This is a genomic window from Metabacillus sp. SLBN-84 (assembly GCF_053629595.1).
In genome coordinates, this window is sequence record NZ_JBRJIP010000001.1 from 2,432,232 (window position 1) to 2,451,937 (window position 19,706).

22 protein-coding genes and 1 pseudogene are annotated in these 19,706 nt (G+C 44.2%); all 23 read right to left on the bottom strand.

The window, feature by feature from the left end:
- Nucleotides 1–13 precede the first annotated feature (13 nt).
- The 23 genes and pseudogenes from fliE to RKD52_RS12540 all read right to left on the bottom strand — a co-directional run bounded on the left by fliE (nt 14) and on the right by RKD52_RS12540 (nt 19,355).
- On the bottom strand, nt 14–307 hold the full coding sequence (gene fliE / locus RKD52_RS12430; protein ID WP_454099963.1) for a flagellar hook-basal body complex protein FliE: 294 nt from the start codon (nt 305–307) through the stop codon (nt 14–16).
- An 8-nt stretch (nt 308–315) separates the two neighbouring features.
- The gene (flgC, locus tag RKD52_RS12435; RefSeq protein ID WP_454099964.1) at nt 316–765 is read right to left on the bottom strand and encodes a flagellar basal body rod protein FlgC; all 450 of its coding nucleotides are present in this window, start codon (nt 763–765) and stop codon (nt 316–318) included.
- A complete protein-coding gene (gene flgB / locus RKD52_RS12440) occupies nt 765–1,157 on the bottom strand; it encodes a flagellar basal body rod protein FlgB (protein WP_454099965.1) in 393 nt (130 codons plus the stop codon). Before flgB ends, flgC begins: the two co-directional genes overlap by 1 nt.
- 284 nt (nt 1,158–1,441) lie before the next feature.
- Nucleotides 1,442–2,221, bottom strand: a complete 780-nt coding sequence (codY, locus tag RKD52_RS12445; protein WP_029281344.1) for a GTP-sensing pleiotropic transcriptional regulator CodY — start codon at nt 2,219–2,221, stop codon at nt 1,442–1,444.
- Between the two features lie 27 nt (nt 2,222–2,248).
- Nucleotides 2,249–3,650: pseudogene (hslU, locus tag RKD52_RS12450) on the bottom strand (HslU--HslV peptidase ATPase subunit).
- A gap of 18 nt (nt 3,651–3,668) precedes the next feature.
- The gene (hslV, locus tag RKD52_RS12455; protein WP_369733099.1) at nt 3,669–4,211 is read right to left on the bottom strand and encodes an ATP-dependent protease subunit HslV; all 543 of its coding nucleotides are present in this window, start codon (nt 4,209–4,211) and stop codon (nt 3,669–3,671) included.
- A 51-nt stretch (nt 4,212–4,262) separates the two neighbouring features.
- A complete protein-coding gene (gene xerC, locus RKD52_RS12460) occupies nt 4,263–5,171 on the bottom strand; it encodes a tyrosine recombinase XerC (protein WP_454099966.1) in 909 nt (302 codons plus the stop codon).
- A gap of 66 nt (nt 5,172–5,237) precedes the next feature.
- Entirely contained in the window at nt 5,238–6,542 is a 1,305-nt protein-coding gene (gene trmFO / locus RKD52_RS12465; protein ID WP_369733097.1) for an FADH(2)-oxidizing methylenetetrahydrofolate--tRNA-(uracil(54)-C(5))-methyltransferase TrmFO, read from the bottom strand.
- A gap of 53 nt (nt 6,543–6,595) precedes the next feature.
- The gene (gene topA / locus RKD52_RS12470; protein WP_454099967.1) at nt 6,596–8,671 is read right to left on the bottom strand and encodes a type I DNA topoisomerase; all 2,076 of its coding nucleotides are present in this window, start codon (nt 8,669–8,671) and stop codon (nt 6,596–6,598) included.
- A gap of 218 nt (nt 8,672–8,889) precedes the next feature.
- Nucleotides 8,890–9,783, bottom strand: a complete 894-nt coding sequence (gene dprA, locus RKD52_RS12475; RefSeq protein WP_454099968.1) for a DNA-processing protein DprA — start codon at nt 9,781–9,783, stop codon at nt 8,890–8,892.
- A gap of 139 nt (nt 9,784–9,922) precedes the next feature.
- Nucleotides 9,923–10,825, bottom strand: coding sequence for a succinate--CoA ligase subunit alpha (gene sucD, locus RKD52_RS12480; RefSeq protein WP_029281365.1), 903 nt, complete (start codon nt 10,823–10,825; stop codon nt 9,923–9,925).
- Between the two features lie 18 nt (nt 10,826–10,843).
- Entirely contained in the window at nt 10,844–12,004 is a 1,161-nt protein-coding gene (gene sucC / locus RKD52_RS12485; RefSeq protein WP_369733094.1) for an ADP-forming succinate--CoA ligase subunit beta, read from the bottom strand.
- A 215-nt stretch (nt 12,005–12,219) separates the two neighbouring features.
- Nucleotides 12,220–13,005, bottom strand: a complete 786-nt coding sequence (locus RKD52_RS12490) for a ribonuclease HII (protein ID WP_454099969.1) — start codon at nt 13,003–13,005, stop codon at nt 12,220–12,222.
- 255 nt (nt 13,006–13,260) lie between these two features.
- Nucleotides 13,261–14,133 (bottom strand): ribosome biogenesis GTPase YlqF, encoded by an 873-nt coding sequence (gene ylqF / locus RKD52_RS12495; protein WP_454099970.1) that lies wholly within the window; start codon nt 14,131–14,133, stop codon nt 13,261–13,263.
- Nucleotides 14,134–14,155: 22 nt separating this feature from the next.
- The gene (lepB, locus tag RKD52_RS12500; RefSeq protein WP_426864685.1) at nt 14,156–14,689 is read right to left on the bottom strand and encodes a signal peptidase I; all 534 of its coding nucleotides are present in this window, start codon (nt 14,687–14,689) and stop codon (nt 14,156–14,158) included.
- A gap of 144 nt (nt 14,690–14,833) precedes the next feature.
- Nucleotides 14,834–15,178, bottom strand: coding sequence for a 50S ribosomal protein L19 (rplS, locus tag RKD52_RS12505; RefSeq protein ID WP_029281375.1), 345 nt, complete (start codon nt 15,176–15,178; stop codon nt 14,834–14,836).
- A 156-nt stretch (nt 15,179–15,334) separates the two neighbouring features.
- Nucleotides 15,335–16,063, bottom strand: a complete 729-nt coding sequence (gene trmD / locus RKD52_RS12510; protein ID WP_454099971.1) for a tRNA (guanosine(37)-N1)-methyltransferase TrmD — start codon at nt 16,061–16,063, stop codon at nt 15,335–15,337.
- Nucleotides 16,060–16,584, bottom strand: a complete 525-nt coding sequence (gene rimM, locus RKD52_RS12515) for a ribosome maturation factor RimM (RefSeq protein WP_454099972.1) — start codon at nt 16,582–16,584, stop codon at nt 16,060–16,062. Before rimM ends, trmD begins: the two co-directional genes overlap by 4 nt.
- A gap of 10 nt (nt 16,585–16,594) precedes the next feature.
- A complete protein-coding gene (locus RKD52_RS12520; protein WP_320154307.1) occupies nt 16,595–16,975 on the bottom strand; it encodes a YlqD family protein in 381 nt (126 codons plus the stop codon).
- A gap of 82 nt (nt 16,976–17,057) precedes the next feature.
- Entirely contained in the window at nt 17,058–17,288 is a 231-nt protein-coding gene (locus tag RKD52_RS12525; RefSeq protein ID WP_029281383.1) for a KH domain-containing protein, read from the bottom strand.
- Nucleotides 17,289–17,299: 11 nt separating this feature from the next.
- Complete coding sequence (gene rpsP, locus RKD52_RS12530) at nt 17,300–17,572, bottom strand: 30S ribosomal protein S16 (protein ID WP_029281384.1); 273 nt, start codon at nt 17,570–17,572, stop codon at nt 17,300–17,302.
- A gap of 94 nt (nt 17,573–17,666) precedes the next feature.
- Nucleotides 17,667–19,010 (bottom strand): signal recognition particle protein, encoded by a 1,344-nt coding sequence (gene ffh / locus RKD52_RS12535; protein WP_454099973.1) that lies wholly within the window; start codon nt 19,008–19,010, stop codon nt 17,667–17,669.
- A 12-nt stretch (nt 19,011–19,022) separates the two neighbouring features.
- Complete coding sequence (locus tag RKD52_RS12540; protein WP_454099974.1) at nt 19,023–19,355, bottom strand: putative DNA-binding protein; 333 nt, start codon at nt 19,353–19,355, stop codon at nt 19,023–19,025.
- Nucleotides 19,356–19,706: the final 351 nt, after the last annotated feature.

Sequence of the window (19,706 nt, forward strand, 5' to 3'; positions counted from 1 at the left end):
TGGTTATGTATGATTAGATTTGCATTCTCATTGCTTCCTGATAGGCTTCAACAGCTTTATTTCTGATTTCAATGGCTGTCAGCATGGCCACGCTTGCTTTTTCGGCTGTTATCATGACATCCTGCAGCTGCACATTTTTACCCTCTGCAAGCGCTGCTGTCATTCCGTCTGATTTAACCTGCATCGCATTCACCTGATTGATTGACTGCTTAAGCATTTCAGAAAAGCCGGTTTCCTGAGACTGCTGCAGCTGAGCTGCAGGTGAAGCTGTTTGAAGCGGCTGAAGTGACGTAATTGCCTGTATCATTTGTTATCCTACTTTCCTAGCTGGAGTGTTTTCATCAGCATCTCTTTGGATGCATTAAAGACTGTGACGTTTGCTTCATATGACCGGGTGCTGCTGATCAGATCAACCATTTCCTTCAGCGGGTCCACATTTGGCATCTGTACATAGCCCTGATCGTTTGCATCTGGATGTTCCGGATCAAAAACCAGTTTAAACGGGCTTTGATCTTCTCTGATTCCGGAAACTTTAACTCCGTTCAATGAATCAGGTTTCCCTTGCGCCTGATTAAGGTGAGCGAGAAAAGAACTTCCATCCTGCTGCAAAGCAACGGTTTTTCTGCGGTACGGCTGCCATTTTCCGTCGACCAGTTCTGCCCTGGCTGTGTCTATATTAGCCATATTGGATGAAATCACATCCATTCTGAGTCTCTGCGCCGTCAAGGCAGATGCTGTTGTATTGAGCTGACTGAATATACTCATTATCCGTTGCCTCCTTTAATGACGGTTTTAAGAGAATTGAACTTGCTTCCAAGACGTTCAATAACCGCATTATAGTAGATTTGATTTTCAGCAAGTTCTGACATTTCTCTATCTATGTCGACATTGTTTCCGTTTGCCTGATAGGCAGATCCGGTTTTTTGTATCACATTATAGGCTTCATGACCCCTGCCAAAAGAAAGATGGCGTGCATCTGTTCTTATTGCCTCAAACTTTGTCCGTTCTGAATCAAGTGACTCCTTAAAGCTGATTCCCTTCGCTTTATAACCGGGAGTATCGGTATTGGCTATATTGTGACTGATCATTTTTTGCTGGAGAGCTGTCCGATTGACTGCCTGTTCCAGAGAATGAATCGTTCCAGAAAAAAAATTCATTTTGTCCCCTCACAAAAGACTCATACCTTTCGAATGGTATATTGTCGAATTCTGTTAAATGCATACTGCAATTGTAAGAAATAATAGGCTTAAAGTCTATGAAGGTTATGTAAAAAAAGGTCGGATTTTGTATCTATTTTAAAATAGGTTAATTATACCTAGTTAATTAACACTATTTAACAGCAGAGGTTCTTCGTAATAGGATTTTGTTCACATGCAAGATCATAAATTTTTCCAAAACAAAAAAGCACTTCGCTGAGAAGTGCTTTTTTGTAAAGAATTTATTAATTCGTTTTTAATTTTTCAAGTTCTAAGAGGAACTTGTCATTAAGAACTTTAATGTATGTTCCTTTCATTCCGAGGGAACGGGATTCAATAACACCTGCACTTTCAAGTTTGCGCAGTGCATTTACGATAACTGATCTTGTGATGCCGACTCTGTCAGCAATTTTACTTGCAACAAGCAGCCCTTCGTTTCCGTTAAGTTCTTCAAAAATATGTTCGATTGCTTCAAGCTCACTGTATGACAACGAGCTGATTGCCATTTGTACAACTGCTTTGCTTCTTGCTTCATCCTCAATTTCCTCCGCTTTCTCGCGAAGAATTTCCATACCGACAACAGTTGCGCCGTACTCGGCAAGAATCAGGTCATCATCTTCAAACTGTTCCTGAAGTCTCGCAAGAATAAGCGTGCCAAGACGCTCTCCTCCGCCAATAATCGGAACAATAGTAGTTAAGCCATTCTTGAATAATTCACGGTTTTCAACAGGGAAAGCTGTGTATTCACTGAAAACATCAAGGTTTGATGATGTTTCGCTGATGTTGAAGAGATTTTTAGTGTATTCTTCAGGGAACTGACGGTCCTCAAGCATTTGGATCATCCGCTCATTTTCAATCTGCTGATTAATGGCAAATCCTAAAAGTTTTCCGCGGCGGCTGACGACGAAAATATTCGCTTCAATCACATCGCTGAGTGTTTCCGACATTTCTTTAAAGTTAACCGGTTTACCGGCTGCCTTTTGAAGCATCGCGTTAATTTTTCTTGTTTTTTGCAATAAAGCCATTAGTTTGTTCCTCCTGGAAATATGTAATTATAAGATGAATTGACTTAAATCTTTGTTTTTAGCAATTTTGCTCAGTTTATCCTCAACGTATTGAGGGGTAATTGTTATTTTGTCCATTGTGATATCCGGTGCTTCAAATGAAAGATCTTCAAGCAGTCTCTCAAGAATCGTGTGAAGCCTTCTCGCACCAATGTTATCTGTGTCCTGGTTAACCTGAAATGCCACTTCTGCAATCTTACGAATAGCATCGTCAGAAAATTCAAGTTGTATACCTTCCGTTTCCAATAATGCTGTGTATTGTTTAAGAAGCGCATTATCCGGTTCTGTCAGAATACGGACGAAATCTTCAACGGTCAGCTTTGTCAGCTCGACGCGGATCGGAAATCTGCCCTGAAGCTCAGGTATAAGGTCAGACGGTTTTGCTATATGAAATGCACCTGCTGCAATAAATAGGACATGATCTGTTTTCACAGAGCCGTACTTCGTCACAACAGTAGAGCCCTCAACGATCGGAAGGATGTCCCGCTGTACACCTTCACGTGATACATCTGCCGATCCTCCGCCCTGATTCTTTTTAGCAATTTTGTCGATTTCATCAATGAAAATAATGCCCATCTGCTCGGCACGCATCACAGCTTCCTGCGTAACGTCATCCATGTCAATCAGTTTCTGTGCTTCTTCGCTCGTCAGCACTTTTCTTGCTTCCCGGACAGTCAGCCTGCGTTTTTTCTTCTTTTTAGGCATAAAGCTGCTTAATGCATCCTGCATGTTCATACCCATTTGTTCCATACCCGAACCCTGAAGCATATCAAACATGGACGCATTCTGCTCTTCAACTTCAACCGTCACATGATGATCTTCAAGCTCTCCAAGTGCAAGCTGGTGAGCCATTTTACGTCTTTTCTCTTCTGTTGACTGCTCTTCAGAAGAATAGTCATCCTGCTCCTGAGTCTGTCCCTGAGCGCCGCCGAAAAGCATTTCAAGAGGGTTCTTATACGAAGTCTGCTTCTTTTTTTCCCGGAACAAGAAGCTCGACAAGCCGTTTGTTGGCATTTTCTTCTGCAAGTGCTTTTACTTCATTCATTTTCTCTTCTTTTACGAGTCTCACAGATGTTTCAGCGAGATCACGGACCATCGATTCGACATCACGCCCTACATATCCGACTTCTGTGAATTTCGTCGCTTCCACTTTAATGAACGGAGCACCTGTAAGTTTGGCGATTCTTCTTGCGATCTCGGTTTTTCCGACACCCGTCGGCCCAATCATCAGAATATTTTTCGGAACAACTTCATCGCGGAGATTTTCAGACAGTCTGCTTCTGCGGTAGCGGTTTCTCAATGCGACTGCTACAGCTTTCTTAGCGTCCTTTTGTCCAACGATATACTGATCCAGTTTTTCAACCGTTTGTCTTGGCGTTAATTCTTTCATTGATCAGGACTCCCCTCTTTATAGTTCTTCGACTATGATATTCAGGTTTGTATAAACACAGATTTCGCCTGCCATTTGAAGGGCAGCCTGGGCGATTTCTTTTGCTGAAAGTGTTTCCCCGGAGTAGCGTTTGAGCGCTCTTCCTGCTGAGAGGGCATAATTCCCTCCGGAACCGATGGCAAGAATGCCGTCATCAGGCTCAATAACCTCACCTGTACCGGAAATGAGAAGCAGATCTTCCTCATTCATGACAATCAGCATAGCTTCAAGCTTTCTGAGGACTTTATCGCTTCTCCATTCTTTTGCAAGCTCAACAGCTGCACGCTGAAGATTTCCATTGTATTCCTCAAGCTTTCCCTCAAACATTTCAAACAAGGTAAAAGCATCTGCTACAGATCCCGCAAAGCCGGCAATTACCTTGCCGTTAAAAAGCTTTCTTACTTTTTTGGCTGTATGCTTCATAACGACCGCATTTCCAAACGTCACCTGGCCGTCGCCTGCCATTGCACACTTGCCGTTATGCTGAACAGCAAAGATCGTTGTTGCGTGAAATTGAGACATCCTGCCACCTCCAACATCATTTTTATGTACTGCACTTTCCGGCATCAAGCTTTAAGCGCGCGGATGATGATTCATGTAGATCTTGCGCAGATGATCTTTCGACACATGCGTATAAACCTGTGTTGAGGACAGATGCGCATGACCCAAAAGCTCCTGGACACTCCGCATATCGGCTCCCTGATTTAACAGATGAGTGGCAAACGTATGCCTGAACATATGAGGAGTGATCTTCATCGTCAGAGAGGTTTTATGAATCAGCTCGTTCAAAATATGCCTCACGCCGGTGGCCGTAAGCGGCCCGCCCCGCTGGTTGACAAACAGAAGCTCATGGTGCTCTGACTGTTTTCTTTTTTCCATCAGTGTTTTCCTGCCTGAACCTATGTACAATTCTACGGCATCCTGTGCAAAGCTTCCGAATGGAACATACCTCTGCTTCCCGCCTTTTCCATTTACGAGCACGGTGCCGATATGGAGATCAAGGTCAGACAATTTTATCATGCAGAGCTCGCTTACCCGTATGCCCGTTCCGTAGAGCATTTCGAGAAGCGCCTGATTTCTTTGGCCTGCAGGAGCTGAAAGATCTGAATGTTCAAAGAGAAGCTTAAGCTCTTCTTCAAACAGATATTGCGGCAGCCTGTGCTCTTTTTTTGGCAGAGAAACGCTTGAAAACGGATTTTCATCAGTGAGCTTTTCGCGGTTCAGAAATCTGTAAAAGCTTCTGAGAGAAGAAATCTTCCGTGAAATCGTTTTTCTGGCAAAATTTTTTTGATGAAGCTGAGTTAAGTACAATCGTGTATCGGAATATGTAATGAGACGGAGATCAGTTAGCGACTGCTCCTGCATAAAGACAAAAAAATCTTCTATATCGGAAACATAATTCACAATTGTATATTGTGAATAGTTTTTCTCAATCTGTAAATATTCTACGAACAACTTTAAAGAATTCTTAACATTTTCCATCCATAACACCTCACAAGGGCTACTAAATGGTATCACACATTCAGCAGCCCTTGCAAATTATTTCTCTTATTTTTTCGAAATTTTTTGAATTGTTTCTAGCGCTCTGTTTGCATACTTTTCATAGCGCTCTTTCTTGTTGCGGATGCGTTCCGGAAGCTCTGCAAAAATGCCGAAGTTTGCATTCATAGGCTGGAAATTATCCGGATTTGCTGTTGTAATATAGCGCGCCATGCTACCCATTGCTGTTTCATGAGGAAGCACGAGGAGTTCTTCTCCAAGTACGTATTTAGCAGCGTTGATGCCTGCTAAAAGTCCTGATGCGGCGGATTCTACATATCCTTCTACACCTGTCATCTGCCCTGCAAAAAACAGATCCTCCCGCTCTTTATACTGATACGTCGGCTTCAGCATTTTTGGGGAGTTGATGAATGTGTTGCGGTGCATAACGCCGTATCTGACAATCTCTGCATTTTCAAGTCCAGGGATCAATTTAAGCACTTCTTTTTGAGGGCCCCATTTTAAATGTGTCTGAAAACCAACAATATTGTAAAGTGTCCCTGCAGCATCATCCTGTCTCAGCTGAACTACAGCATATGGACGCTTGCCTGTTTTCGGATCTTCAAGGCCGACCGGCTTCATTGGTCCAAAAAGCATCGTTTTTTTGCCGCGCTTTGCCATGACCTCAATCGGCATGCAGCCTTCAAAGAAAATTTCTTTCTCAAATTCTTTCAGCGGAACTGTTTCCGCTTCAATCAATGCATCATAAAAACGGTCAAACTCTTCCTCTGTCATCGGACAGTTAAGGTAGGCTGCCTCTCCTTTGTCATATCGTGATTTCAGGTAGACTTTGTCCATATCGATGCTGTCTTTTTCAAGAATTGGAGCTGCTGCATCGTAGAAATAAAGGTATTCTTCTCCTGTCAGCTGCTTCAGCTGCTCAGAAAGTGCTTTTGATGTCAGCGGCCCTGTTGCAATGATTGTAGGACCTTCAGGGATTTCCGTTACTTCATCCGTAATGACTGTAACGTTCGGGTGTCCTTTAACCCTCTCTGTCACAAGACCGGCAAATTCATGTCTGTCTACAGCAAGAGCGCCCCCTGCCGGCACTGCGCAGTCGTCCGCAGATTTAATAATCACAGAATCAAACATTCTCATTTCTTCTTTCAGTACACCGACTGCATTTGTCAATCCGTTTGCCCGCAGTGAGTTGCTGCAGACAAGCTCGGCGAATTTATCTGTATGATGGGCAGGCGTCTGCTTCACAGGTCTCATTTCGTAAAGATTGACGGAAATTCCGCGGCTCGCAAGCTGCCAGGCCGCTTCACTTCCGGCAAGGCCTGCTCCAATGACATTTACTGTTTTTTCATTCATGTTGAACCCTCCAGCTTTAAGCAAATAAAGAAGGTGAGCAGGATCACTCACCTTTACTTTTGCTGCTCTTCTTTATAATCACAATGCACACATTGTACCTGTATGCCTTTTTTGAGTTTTTTCTCAACTAGCATATTATCACACTTTGGACACGATCTTGCAATCGGTTTATCCCATGAAAGGAAATCACATTCAGGAAACTGGTCGCAGCCGTAGAAAATGCGGCGTTTCTTCGACTTTCTTTCCACAATGTTTCCTTTGTCGCATTTCGGACACGGGACACCAATCTCTTTAACAATCGGCTTTGTGTTCCGGCAATCCGGGAAATTTGAACACGCCATGAACTTTCCATACCGGCCCATTTTGAAGACCATTGGACTGCCGCATTCCTCACAGTCAATTCCTGCAGGCTCATCCTTAATTTCAATTTCTTCCATTTCATTTTCTGCCACTTCAATCCGTTTGGCAAAGTCTTTATAAAAATCGTCGATAATGTTGACCCATTGCACCTGGCCGTCTTCTATTTCATCCAAGCTGTTTTCCATCTTGGCGGTAAACTCGACATTAATGATTTCAGGGAAGAACTCCATAATCAGTTCAAGCACAATTTCACCGAGCTCTGTCGGTATAAACCGTTTGTTATCCAGCGCTACATATCCGCGCTTTTGAATGGTATCAAGTGTCGGCGCATAGGTTGACGGGCGTCCGATTCCCAGTTCTTCAAGCGTTTTAACCAGCCGTGCTTCTGTGTACCTTGGAGGCGGCTGAGTGTAATGCTGAGCCGGTTCGATATCTTTTGAATAAACCGTATCTCCTGTCTGAAGATCAGGAAGCATGCGGTCTTTCTCCTCGACTCCGTCATCATTTCCTTCAACATACACCTTCATGAATCCGGGAAACTTCACTTTGCTTCCGTTTGCTCTGAACGTGACGTCATTATTTGTAAGGTCCACGCTCATCGTATCAAGAACAGCCGGTGCCATCTGGCTTGAAACAAAGCGCTCCCAAATGAGTTTGTATAACCGGAGCTGATCGCGGCTTAAATATTCTTTAAGTGAAGCAGGATCTTTAAGCGTTGAAGTCGGACGAATCGCTTCATGTGCATCCTGTGTGTTTGCCTTTTTCTTAGCGGCTTTTTTGGCAGGATTGTTGTACTCAGGACCGTACTTCTGCTCAATATACGACATGGCTTCCTGCTGGGCTGTTTCAGATATGCGGGTTGAATCTGTACGCATATATGTAATCAGACCGACTGTCCCTTCTTTTCCAAGGTCCATTCCTTCATAAAGCTGCTGGGCGATCATCATCGTCTTCTTTGCTCTGAAATTCAGTTTGCGGGCTGCTTCCTGCTGAAGAGTGGAAGTTGTGAATGGTACCGCAGGATTGCGCTTTCTTTCCTTCTTGGTCACATTTGTGACGGAGAATTCGTTGCCGTTTAATTTTTTCTGAATTTCTTTCACATCATCTTCTGTATTTAGCTCTGTCTTTTTGCCGTTAATTCCATAAAAAGCTCCCTCGAACTCGTCTTTCCCTTTGAGGAAATGGCTGCCGATTGTCCAATACTCTTCCGGAATAAATGCTTTGATTTCTTTTTCGCGGTCTATGATCAGGCGGACTGCAACAGATTGAACTCTTCCTGCGCTCAGTCCTTTTTTCACTTTCTTCCAAAGAATAGGGCTGATTTTATAGCCGACAAGGCGGTCAAGTATCCTTCTTGCCTGCTGTGCATCCACGAGATCCATGTTAATTGGACGGGGATGCTTAAAAGATTCCTTGATGGCATCTTTTGTAATTTCATTAAAGACAACCCTGCAGTCTGAAAGAACATCTACATCCAGACTGTGTGCGAGGTGCCATGCAATGGCTTCCCCTTCACGGTCGGGGTCAGCTGCGAGATAGACTTTTTTTGCTTTTTTCGCTGCGGTTTTAAGTTCTTTTAAAACCGGGCCTTTACCCCTTATCGTAATGTACTTCGGTTCGAAATTCCCTTCAGTGTCAACGCCAATCTGACTTCTCGGCAGATCGCGGACATGCCCCATTGAAGCCTTCACCTTATATTTTTTCCCTAGATATCGTTCGATTGTCTTCGCTTTTGCAGGCGATTCAACAATCACTAAAAAATCCGACATACATCATCCTCCTAAAAGAGGTATTCTCTCTCTTTATTTTCATGTTTCATCATCAAGTTCTTTTCCACTAGTGTCATTTTATATGTTCAAGGGACGATTCTGCCCAAAAGAGCCTGCGCTTATACCGGCAATAATCAAAATCTTGCTTAAACAGGTTAAATCTCCACTATTATTAAATATAGTGATGCGGTTTGTCAAACAGTATTTGGATTGCTGGCTTAATTTTCAGCGCATGCAACCTGGTCGGAGAGGTCATTCAGGACATCCAGTCCGTCTTCTGCCAGGTACGCTCCCTGCTTAATCAGCTGATTGGCGCCTGCAGATGCTGCATCAAAAATGGATCCCGGCACAGCAAACACCTGCCTGCCCTGGTCGAGTGCGGTGCTTGCTGTAATGAGTGATCCGCTTTTTGATTTCGCCTGAATCACAACGGTTCCAAGACTCAGCCCGCTGATAATGCGGTTGCGCATCGGAAAGTGCCATTTTTGCGGTCTGGTGTCCGGAGGATGTTCTGAGAGAACTAATTGATGTTCAGTCATCTCGTTGAAAAGAGGCAGATTTTCTTTCGGATAAAAATGATGAAGTCCCCCTCCGATTACACCTATCGTTGGAGCCTGTCTTTCGATTGCTCTCTGGTGGGCCAGAGCATCTATCCCTTTTGCCAGGCCGCTAACAACAGTCCAGCCTGCAGATATAAGGGGATCTGTCACTCGATTTAAAGAATGGGTGCCGTAATTTGTGGGGTTTCTTGTTCCGACAATGCTGATCATTTTTCCGGAAGAAAGCAGGGCTGTGTTGCCTTTGCAGAAGAGAACGGGAGGGGGATCGTGGATTTCCTTCAGAAGGTGCGGGTAGTTTTCATGGCAAAGTGAGATGACTTTAATATCACTCGCTTTTAAGCGTGAGATGGCCGCATCCCAATCAAAAGAATAGAAGTCAGTGAGAAAGTGGGGCATAAGGGCATCTGACAGCCTGAAAGCCCGCTGCAGCTCGCTGCTGTTTAGAGAGTAGACGGATATAGGAGGGTCAAGTTTCAGCCACTTCAGCAGCGCCATATGGGTGATGCCTCTGCAATGGGATAAATGGAGAAGTTCTTTCTCTTTTATGTGCATTTTAGTTCCCTTTCTACTATTATATATAGTTTTAATTATGAGTGTTTTTGTCATGATTTGACGAATGGAGGAATGGGAGGAGCAACGGGGGTACATGATAAAGAAGGGAACAGCGTGAACGCCGTTCCCGATAGATTTATTAATGTGTTTTGCACTTTTCAAGCAGGTTGTTTTCTTTAAGTGCTTCAATAAGTGTTTCACCCATAACGGATGGAGTATCAGCAACTTTGATGCCGCACTCATTCATCGTTTTGATTTTCTCAGCGGCTGTACCTTTTCCGCCTGAAATGATGGCTCCGGCATGTCCCATGCGTTTGCCGGGAGGTGCAGTTTGTCCGCCGATAAAGCCCACTACAGGCTTTGTCATGTTTTCTTTGATCCAGAGGGCAGCTTCTTCTTCTGCTGTTCCGCCGATTTCTCCGATCATAATCACAGCATATGTGTCTTCATCTTCATTGAATGCCTTTAAAACATCGATGAAGTTTGTGCCATTTACCGGGTCTCCGCCGATGCCTACTGCTGTAGACTGGCCGATTCCTGCCTGTGTAAGCTGATGTACTGCTTCATACGTTAATGTACCTGAACGGGATACAACGCCAACGTGGCCTTTCGTATGAATGTAGCCTGGCATAATGCCGATTTTACACTCATCAGGCGTAATAACGCCAGGGCAGTTCGGGCCGACAAGACGGGTTTTCTTGCCTTCCATGTAACGTTTTACTTTTACCATGTCAAGAACCGGAATATGCTCAGTGATGCAGATAGCAAGATCAAGTTCAGCATCAACAGCCTCCATGATGGCATCTGCAGCAAACGGTGCCGGCACGTAGATAACAGAAGCTGTTGCGCCTGTTGCCTTAACCGCATCTTCCACTGTGTTAAAAACAGGAACTCCTTCAGCTTCCGTATTTCCTTTTCCAGGTGTAACCCCGCCTACAATATTCGTGCCGTATTCAAGCATTTGCTTTGTATGAAATAATGCCGTAGATCCTGTAATCCCCTGTACAATTACCTTAGTATCTTTGTTAATAAATACGCTCATTTCAGTCCCCCGCCTTTCTTACCCTACTAAAGATACGATTTTTTGTGCGCCGTCTGCCATAGATTCAGCAGAAGTGATATTCAAACCGGATTCGTTCAAGATTTGCTTGCCGATCTCTACATTTGTTCCTTCCAAACGGACAACTAGTGGAATTTGCAGGCCGACCTGTTTCGTCGCTTCAACTACACCCTGTGCAATAATGTCGCATTTCATAATTCCGCCGAAAATGTTGACGAAAATTCCTTTTACATTTTGATCAGAAAGGATGATTTTAAATGCTTCCGTTACTTTTTCAGCTGTCGCGCCGCCCCCAACATCCAGGAAGTTCGCCGGTTCGCCGCCGTAATATTTAATAATATCCATTGTTGCCATAGCAAGGCCGGCGCCGTTTACCATACAGCCGATATTCCCATCAAGGGAAATATAGCTCAGGTCATATTTAGATGCTTCGATTTCTTTTGCGTCTTCTTCGTCAAGATCGCGGTATTCTAGGATATCTTTTCTGCGGTAAAGAGCATTTGAGTCAAAGTTCAATTTTGCATCAAGCGCCATTACTTTGCCGTCCCCTGTTACAACAAGCGGATTGATTTCAGCAATAGAGCAGTCTTTTTCGACAAATGCGTTGTAAAGGCTCATCATAAATTTAACAGCCTGTCCGACTAATTCTTTTTGAATATTAATATTAAAAGCGATTCTGCGGGCCTGGTATGCCTGCAGTCCTACAGCAGGATCAATCACTTCTTTGAAAATTTTCTCAGGAGTTGCTTCTGCCACTTCCTCGATTTCTGTGCCGCCTTCTTCAGATGCCATCAGGACAACGCGAGATGTAGCGCGGTCAAGAACAAGGCCGATATAATATTCTTTCTTAATATCGCAGCCCTCTTCGATAAGTAAGCGTTTTACTTCTTTGCCCTCAGGACCTGTCTGGTGTGTCACCAGTGTTTTACCGAGAATTTCTTTCGCATAAGTTTCTACTTCGCCAATATTCTTTGCAACTTTTACCCCGCCTGCTTTTCCGCGGCCGCCTGCATGAATCTGTGCTTTAACTACTGTTACGTCTGTACCCAGTTCTTTTGCTGCTTCCACAGCTTCTTCAACTGTAAAGGCCACTTTGCCGTTTGGTACTGCTACTCCATATTTTCTAAGGATTTCTTTTCCTTGATACTCATGGATATTCATTTCCCATCCTCCTAACTTATGTACGAAAAAAATAGACTGCGCTTTCATTTTATAAAATAGTTGATTCCTTGTCTACTATTCTGCAGAAATTCGTCGAATCCTTCATTTTTTTCTGATTTTTTCTCTAAAATTATTTTTCTAGTAATATAAAATTTTGTGATCAATCGACAAAGTCCGTCCCCTCATTCCCTGCGGGCAGGCCGGACTTTGTCCTTTCAGCTGACCGTTTCTTCTGCAGCCATCTCTTTCACAGGAGAAAAACTTCTTCTGTGGCATTCTGTCACGCCGAACAAATTCAGAGCTTCAAGGTGCTGCTTTGTTCCATACCCCATATTCTGCTCAAATCCGTATTGCGGATACTCGGCAGCAAGCTGCATCATCATTCTGTCCCTGGTTACTTTCGCAAGGACAGATGCCGCTGCAATGCTCACACTGCGTGCGTCTCCCTTTATAAGCGATTCCTGGGGAATGGGAAGGGAAAGCTTCATCGCATCAATGAGAAGGTACTCAGGGGCCACTGAGAGCTCTTTCACTGCCTGCACCATTGCCGCCTTTGTTGCCTGATAGATATTCAGCCTGTCGATTTCAGCCGGTGATACAATTCCGACTCCGAAAGCAATCGCTTCCTTCACGATGAATTCGTAAAAGGATTCTCTTTTGGCAGCCGTCAGTTTTTTTGAATCTGTCAGGCCGGGAAGGTAAAAGGATTCCGGGAGGATCACGGCAGCTGCGACAACCGGGCCTGCCAGAGGTCCTCTGCCTACTTCATCGATTCCGCAAAGAAGGTGATAGCCCTCTCCCCTTGCTTTCTTCTCAAAAATCATCATATCTTCAAACTGCTGCTTTTTTTCAAGCTGCTGTTCATAGTCTCTCGTCCACTTGTCAGCAAGCTTTATCACGCTTTTTCGCTCATCGTTTCTGCACTGGTTTAAAAACGGATCATCAGGGCTGCTTATCGCAGCAAGCTTTAAGCGGATTTCTTCCGTTGTCAGCTTTTTCATATTTTCACTGCCATTTCTCTATGTATTCTTAAATTGAATGTCTGTTTATGAATCGTTTTCACTCGTACCCGTTCCCTTGCGCTCCAGTCACTTGCTTTCCGCGGGGATCCCCGGGAGCCTCCTCGCTTCGCTTGCGGGGTCTCCCGTGCTCTCTTCATCCCGCAGGAGTCAAGTGCCTTCCGCTTCAGTCCACTGGTGTCTTATCATCATGTATTCTGAAGCAGTATTAAACAGACAAACAAAAATAAAGACGCGCTATTGCAGCGTGTCTTCCTGGTGCATGTCTTCAGTTGTTTCAAAGCTCAGCCTGCCAAGCTTTTCATGACGTATTTCTCTGACGATGAGTTCTGCAGCTTTATCGTAATCCACAAAGCCCCCGGCCATCATGCAGCCGCGTTTCTTTGCAACGGCATCAAACAGCTCGATCCGGTCTTCGGGTACCTCGTCAAGGGAGAATCTTTCCTTCAGGCGGTTTGGATAATGCTTGCTTAAAAACTCGAGGGCAAACAAAGCTACTTCCTGCAAGTTTAGAATGGCATCTTTAATCGCACCTGTAGTTGCAAGCTTTAAACCCACCAGCTGATCTTCAAACTTAGGCCAGAGAATTCCCGGAGTATCAAGAAGTTCCAGTTCTTTTCCGACTTTCACCCATTGCTGTGCAGTTGTAACACCGGGTCTGTCTCCGGTTTTCGCCATATTCTTTTTTGCCAGACGGTTGATCAGGGTCGATTTTCCGACATTCGGAATGCCGATGATCAGTGCTCTTATGGCTCTTGGTCTGACGCCTTTTGCCGCGAGTTTATCAAACTTCTCTTTCAGCACTTCTTTTGACATCGTGACAATCTGCTTGATGCCTGTCCCTGTTTTGGCGTCAATCGGGAGGGCGTGAATGCCCTGCTCTTTAAAATAGGCAAGCCATTCCTGTGTTGCTTTCGGATCTGCCATATCTGCTTTATTCAACAGAACGATCCGCGGTTTGGCCGAGATGATTTCATCAATCATCGGATTTCTTGATGAAACCGGAATTCTAGCATCGACAAGTTCAAACACAATATCGATTAATTTTAATTTTTCGGTAACCTGTCTTCTTGCTTTGGCCATATGGCCGGGAAACCATTGTATGGTCATTCTTACCACCTGCTCTTATTCCTTACTTGACAAAACGGATATCGTTCAGAGGCCAGTAAATCAGGCTTGTCTGACCCATTACCTCGTCTTTTGAAACCGGTCCGATATGGCGGCTGTCTTTGCTGTAGCGGCGGTTATCGCCCATAACAAATAGCTGTCCTTCAGGGACCTTTTCCACTGTAAATGGCTCTGTAAGCGGTCCGTCTATCAGTGTGTTCTTGTATTCTTCAAGGTAAGGCTCCGCGTAGGCCTTTCCATTAATATAAAGTGTATCATCTTTGTATTCAATCCGGTCACCGGGAAGTCCTATGACTCTCTTGATATAATCCTTCTCTTCCGTTGCGTGAAAGACAACGATGTCAAACCGCTCTGGATCACCAATTTTGTAGCCGATTTTGTTGACAATCATCCGGTCCTGATCATGCAGGGTCGGCATCATTGAAAGTCCGTCAACGACAATCGGGGCAAAAAGGAAATAACGGATAACGGCTGCGAGTATTACGGCGACAGCAAGTGCTTTAATCCATTCAAACAACTCGCTCTTTTTTCGAGTCATGCTTTGAATTCACCTTCTCATACACTTTATTGTAGGCTGCTTGTTTGTTTATAGTATAGGATGACAGCTATATTTGCAGTCATGTTATTTTTTAAATGATGAAAAAAGGGCTTGTTCATAGTAAACAAGCCCTTTCTGCTGCAATTATCGAATTTCTTTAATACGAGCCGCTTTACCGCGTAGTTCGCGCAAGTAGTAAAGTTTCGCACGGCGTACTTTACCGCGACGGATTACTTCTAACTGTGCGATTTTCGGTGTGTGAACAGGGAATGTACGCTCAACGCCTACTCCGTAAGAAATCTTGCGAACCGTGAACGTTTCGCTGATTCCGCCACCACGACGCTTAATGACAACACCTTCAAAAATCTGAATACGCTCGCGAGTTCCCTCAACAACTTTCACGTGTACACGGACAGTGTCTCCAGGACGGAACGCAGGAAGATCAGATCTTAATTGTTCTTTAGTGATATCTTCAATTAGTTTTTGCATCGTTTTCAACTCCTTCCAACAGATGTTCATTACAAAACATTTCATGCAGCGGAACACCGTTTTAGTGCGCGGCACCTATCAAGGAAAAAACCTTTATAGGCAACCAAATCACAAGAAACATCATATCATATTGCCCGGACGCATGCAATACTTCAATTATTGTTTTTTAAATTCATCGATCCACTTTTTCTGCTTATCTGACAAAGTGTATGATTCAAGAAGATCCGGTCTTCTCTCAAACGTTCTTCGGAGGGATTCTTTTTCCCGCCATTCTTCAATTTTGGCATGATTGCCAGATATCAGTACATCAGGCACCTTCAATCCCCTGAAGTCAGAAGGCCTCGTGTAGTGAGGATGCTCAAGCAGGCCTGTGCTGAACGAATCAAGGACAGGAGAGTCTTCATTCCCAAGCACGTCGGGAAGAAGCCTTACGACACTGTCAGCGATCACCATGGAAGCAAGTTCTCCGCCCGTCAGAATAAAATCTCCAATTGAAATCTCATCTGTCACAAGGTGTTCTCTTATCCGCTCGTCATAGCCTTCATAATGTCCGCAAATGAACACAAGATGATCTTCCTTTGCAAGCTCTTCCGCTTTTTTCTGGGTGTAGGTTTCTCCCTGCGGACACACAAGGATTACTTTAGGAGCAGAGCTTTCCTGTTTAATCGCTTCAACCGCATCAAAAATCGGCTGCGGCTTTAAAACCATGCCCGCACCTCCGCCATACGGATAATCATCAACGGTTGCATGCTTGTGATCTGAAAACTCTCTGAAATTTGTCACATTAAACTGGACGGCGCCTTTTTCTTCCGCTTTTTTTAAAATGGAGTTTCCGATGACTCCGTGGAACATTTCAGGAAAAAGCGTTAAAAAGTCTATTCTCATTCTTCAATAAGTCCTTCCATCAGTGAAATCACAATGCGCTTTTCTTCAGGATCGATTTCTTTTACCACATCATCAATAAAAGGGATCAGCGCATCCTTTTTCCCTTTTCGCTTGATGATCCAGACATCATTTGCACCCGTTTCGAGAATTTCTTTGACGGTGCCGATTTCTGCGCCTTCATCCGTTACAACGGTGCAGCCGATAATTTCGTGGAAATAATATTCGCCTTCTTCAAGATCTGCAAGCTGGCTTTCCGGCACTTTGATCACGGAGTTTTTATATTTCTCGACATCATTAATAGAAGGATGGTCTTCAAACGTAAGCAAATTGAACGTTTTATGGAACCGGTGAGATTTGACTGTTACCTCATCAGGTGTTGCTTGTTCCTCTTTAAATAAGTAGAGAACGTTTCCCGCCTTATAGCGTTCTTCCGGGAAATCAGTTGTCGATAGTACTCTGACCTCTCCCTTTACTCCATGAGTATTGACGATTTTTCCTACATTAAACCATTTCTCTGCCATATGTTCACCTCTAGCGTATTTCGACGACGATGCCGTCTTTTATTACGATGGTTCTTTCTTTCACAAGCTCATCCCAGCGGTCGCCGACGTTAATATCGACAAGTGCATTCATTTCTTTTTCTTTCATTTCGCTTCCGAGAGGGAGAGTTTCAAGCTGCTGCAGCTGAAAGTCAGCTATTTTTATTTTGTCCATCCTTCTTGAGATCTCGCGCTGATACTGTTTTCTCATCTCTTCCGTCTGAATGGTTTTTTCTTTTTTCTTCAATTGAAAGGAAAGCTGATCAATTTCCCTTTCAAGCTGCTGTTTCGTTTGTTTAAATGTTTTCATAAGCTGCTCTTTGCTTGCTGCTGTCAGGATCTGTTTGACCGTTACCGTCTGGAAGATCTCCATCTTCATTCCTCCGTCAGCTTTTGTTCAGCCATTCTTCTCTTTTATTGTACAAAAAAAAGGAAGGCTGATCCTCCCTTTTTTCTTAATCATTAATTTCAAGCTGAACTCTCTTTTTAGAGCTGGATCCTGCTGCATAAACAACAGTCCGAATCGCTTTCGCTATCCGTCCGTGCTTTCCGATTACCTTGCCGATATCATCTTGATGTAAGGTTAATTCGTAGACAATTTGATGTTCACGTTCATTTTCTACAACAGACACATCTTCAGGATGGTCAACAAGCGGCTTAACGATCGACTCGATTAACTCTATCATTGAAGCAGCCCTTATTTGCTGTGCTTAGCGTTATGGAATTTTTCCATAATGCCTTGGTTTGAGAACAAGTTGCGGACTGTGTCAGATGGTTTTGCACCATTTTGCATCCACTTAAGAGCAAGCTCTTCATTGATCTCAACGATTGCAGGGTTTGCAACCGGGTTGTACGTTCCAACTGTTTCGATGAAACGTCCGTCACGAGGAGAACGAGAGTCTGCAACTACGATACGATAGAAAGGAGATTTATTAGCTCCCATGCGTTTTAAACGAATTTTTACTGCCATTTTAAATAGCACCTCCGAAAATATTTCAACAAGATAGTATGATATCAGTGAAAAACCACTTTGTAAAGTGTTTTTTCTTAACACCTAAAAATTGTTACATGAACGGAAACTTCATTCCGCCTTTTTTCTTGCCTTTTGACATGGTTGTCATCTGCTTCATCATCTTTTTCATGTCCTCAAACTGCTTAAGCAGGCGGTTCACTTCAGGCACGGTTGTCCCGCTTCCTTTGGCAATACGCTTGCGTCTGCCTGAGTTGATGATTTCAGGATGCTGTTTTTCTTCCTTCGTCATCGAACGGATGATTGCCTCAACAGAGCCGATCTGCTTTTCATCGACTTGGGCATTTTTCAGGCCTTTGATTTTATTTGCTCCCGGAAGCATGCCGAGGAGCTCATCAAGCGGTCCCATGCTGCGGACCTGACCAAGCTGTTCAAGAAAATCGTCAAATGTAAACGAAGCGGTTCTCATTTTCTGCTCGAGTTCTTTCGCTTTCGTTTCATCTACGTTTGCCTGAGCCTTTTCGATAAGAGTCAGCACATCGCCCATTCCGAGAATCCGGGAAGCCATGCGCTCCGGATGAAATGCCTCAATGGCATCGAGCTTCTCTCCAAGACCGACAAACTTGATTGGCGTCTGAGTGACAGAACGGATGGAAAGCGCCGCTCCGCCCCGCGTATCGCCGTCAAGCTTCGTTAGAACAACACCCGTAAGTCCAAGCTGCTCGTTGAAGCTTTGGGCAACATTGACAGCATCCTGACCTGTCATGGCATCTACCACAAGGAAAATCTCATCAGGTTTTGATAATTCTTTTACCTGCTTAAGCTCGTCCATTAAGGTTTCGTCAATGTGCAGGCGTCCCGCCGTATCAATCAGAACATAATCATGATGCTCTTTTTTGGCGTGTTCAATTGCCTGTTTGGCAATCTCAACAGGACTTACCTGATCCCCAAGTGAGAAAACAGGCATATTCAGCTGTTTTCCAAGCGTTTCAAGCTGCTTGATTGCTGCAGGACGGTAAATATCGGCTGCAACAAGCAATGGCTTGCGGTTATGCTTTTTGCGCAGAAGGTTGGCAAGCTTTCCGGTTGTCGTCGTTTTACCTGCCCCCTGCAGACCTACCATCATAATGACAGTCGGCGGCCGGTTGGCAACAGCAATTTTGCTCTGCTCACCGCCCATTAATGCAGTCAGTTCTTCTTTAACAACTTTAATGACCTGCTGGCCGGGCGTAAGGCTTGTCATGACTTCCTGCCCGACAGACCGTTCGCTTACTTTTTTAACAAAATCTTTTACGACTTTGAAGTTAACGTCCGCTTCAAGCAATGCAAGACGCACTTCGCGCATCATTTCTTTAACATCAGACTCCGACACTTTGCCTTTGCCGCGGATTTTTGCGATTGTATTCTGCAGTCGGTCGGCTAATCCTTCAAATGCCATACATGCCGCCTCCTAATCTAATTTCTCAAGCGATTCAACAAGCGATAAAACGTGTTCGTTTCCGTCCATGTTCACCACTGCTGTTTTCAGCTGTTCAATCAGCTGCTGCCGCTTTTGAAATTTTTCAAAAAGCAATAATTTTTCTTCATATTGTTCGAGCATCGCCTCAGTCCGTTTAATGTTATCATAGACGGCCTGGCGGCTGATGTCATACTCTTCAGCAATTTCACCCAAGGAGTAATCATCCAGATAATAAAGCGACATATAGCTCTTTTGCTTTGGTGTTAACAACGATTGATAAAAATCAAACAAGTAATTCACTCTCGTTGTCTTTTCAAGCATCACTAAGCTTCTCTCCTTTGTTAAGGGAATTGCCTTTACAAGTCATTAGTTTACATTTTCAAAAGGGGGATGTCAAGTTTTTTTCTTGACTGCCAGAAAAGCGGAATCAGCCGTTTAGCTCCGATAGACAGATAAGAAATCGACCAGAAAGGCCGGGCTTGCCTTTTTGGGCGATTTTGTTCTGGCAGAGGAGTTGGCTGATGGAGCTGGACACCACGAAAAGCGGAGCCGACTGTTCAGGCCTGGCAGTCAGATAAGAAATCACCGGAAAAGTCCGGGTTTGACTTTTTCGGTGATTTTGTTCTGACAGAAGGACTAGGAGGCGGAGCTGGACAACGCGAAAAGCGGAATCGC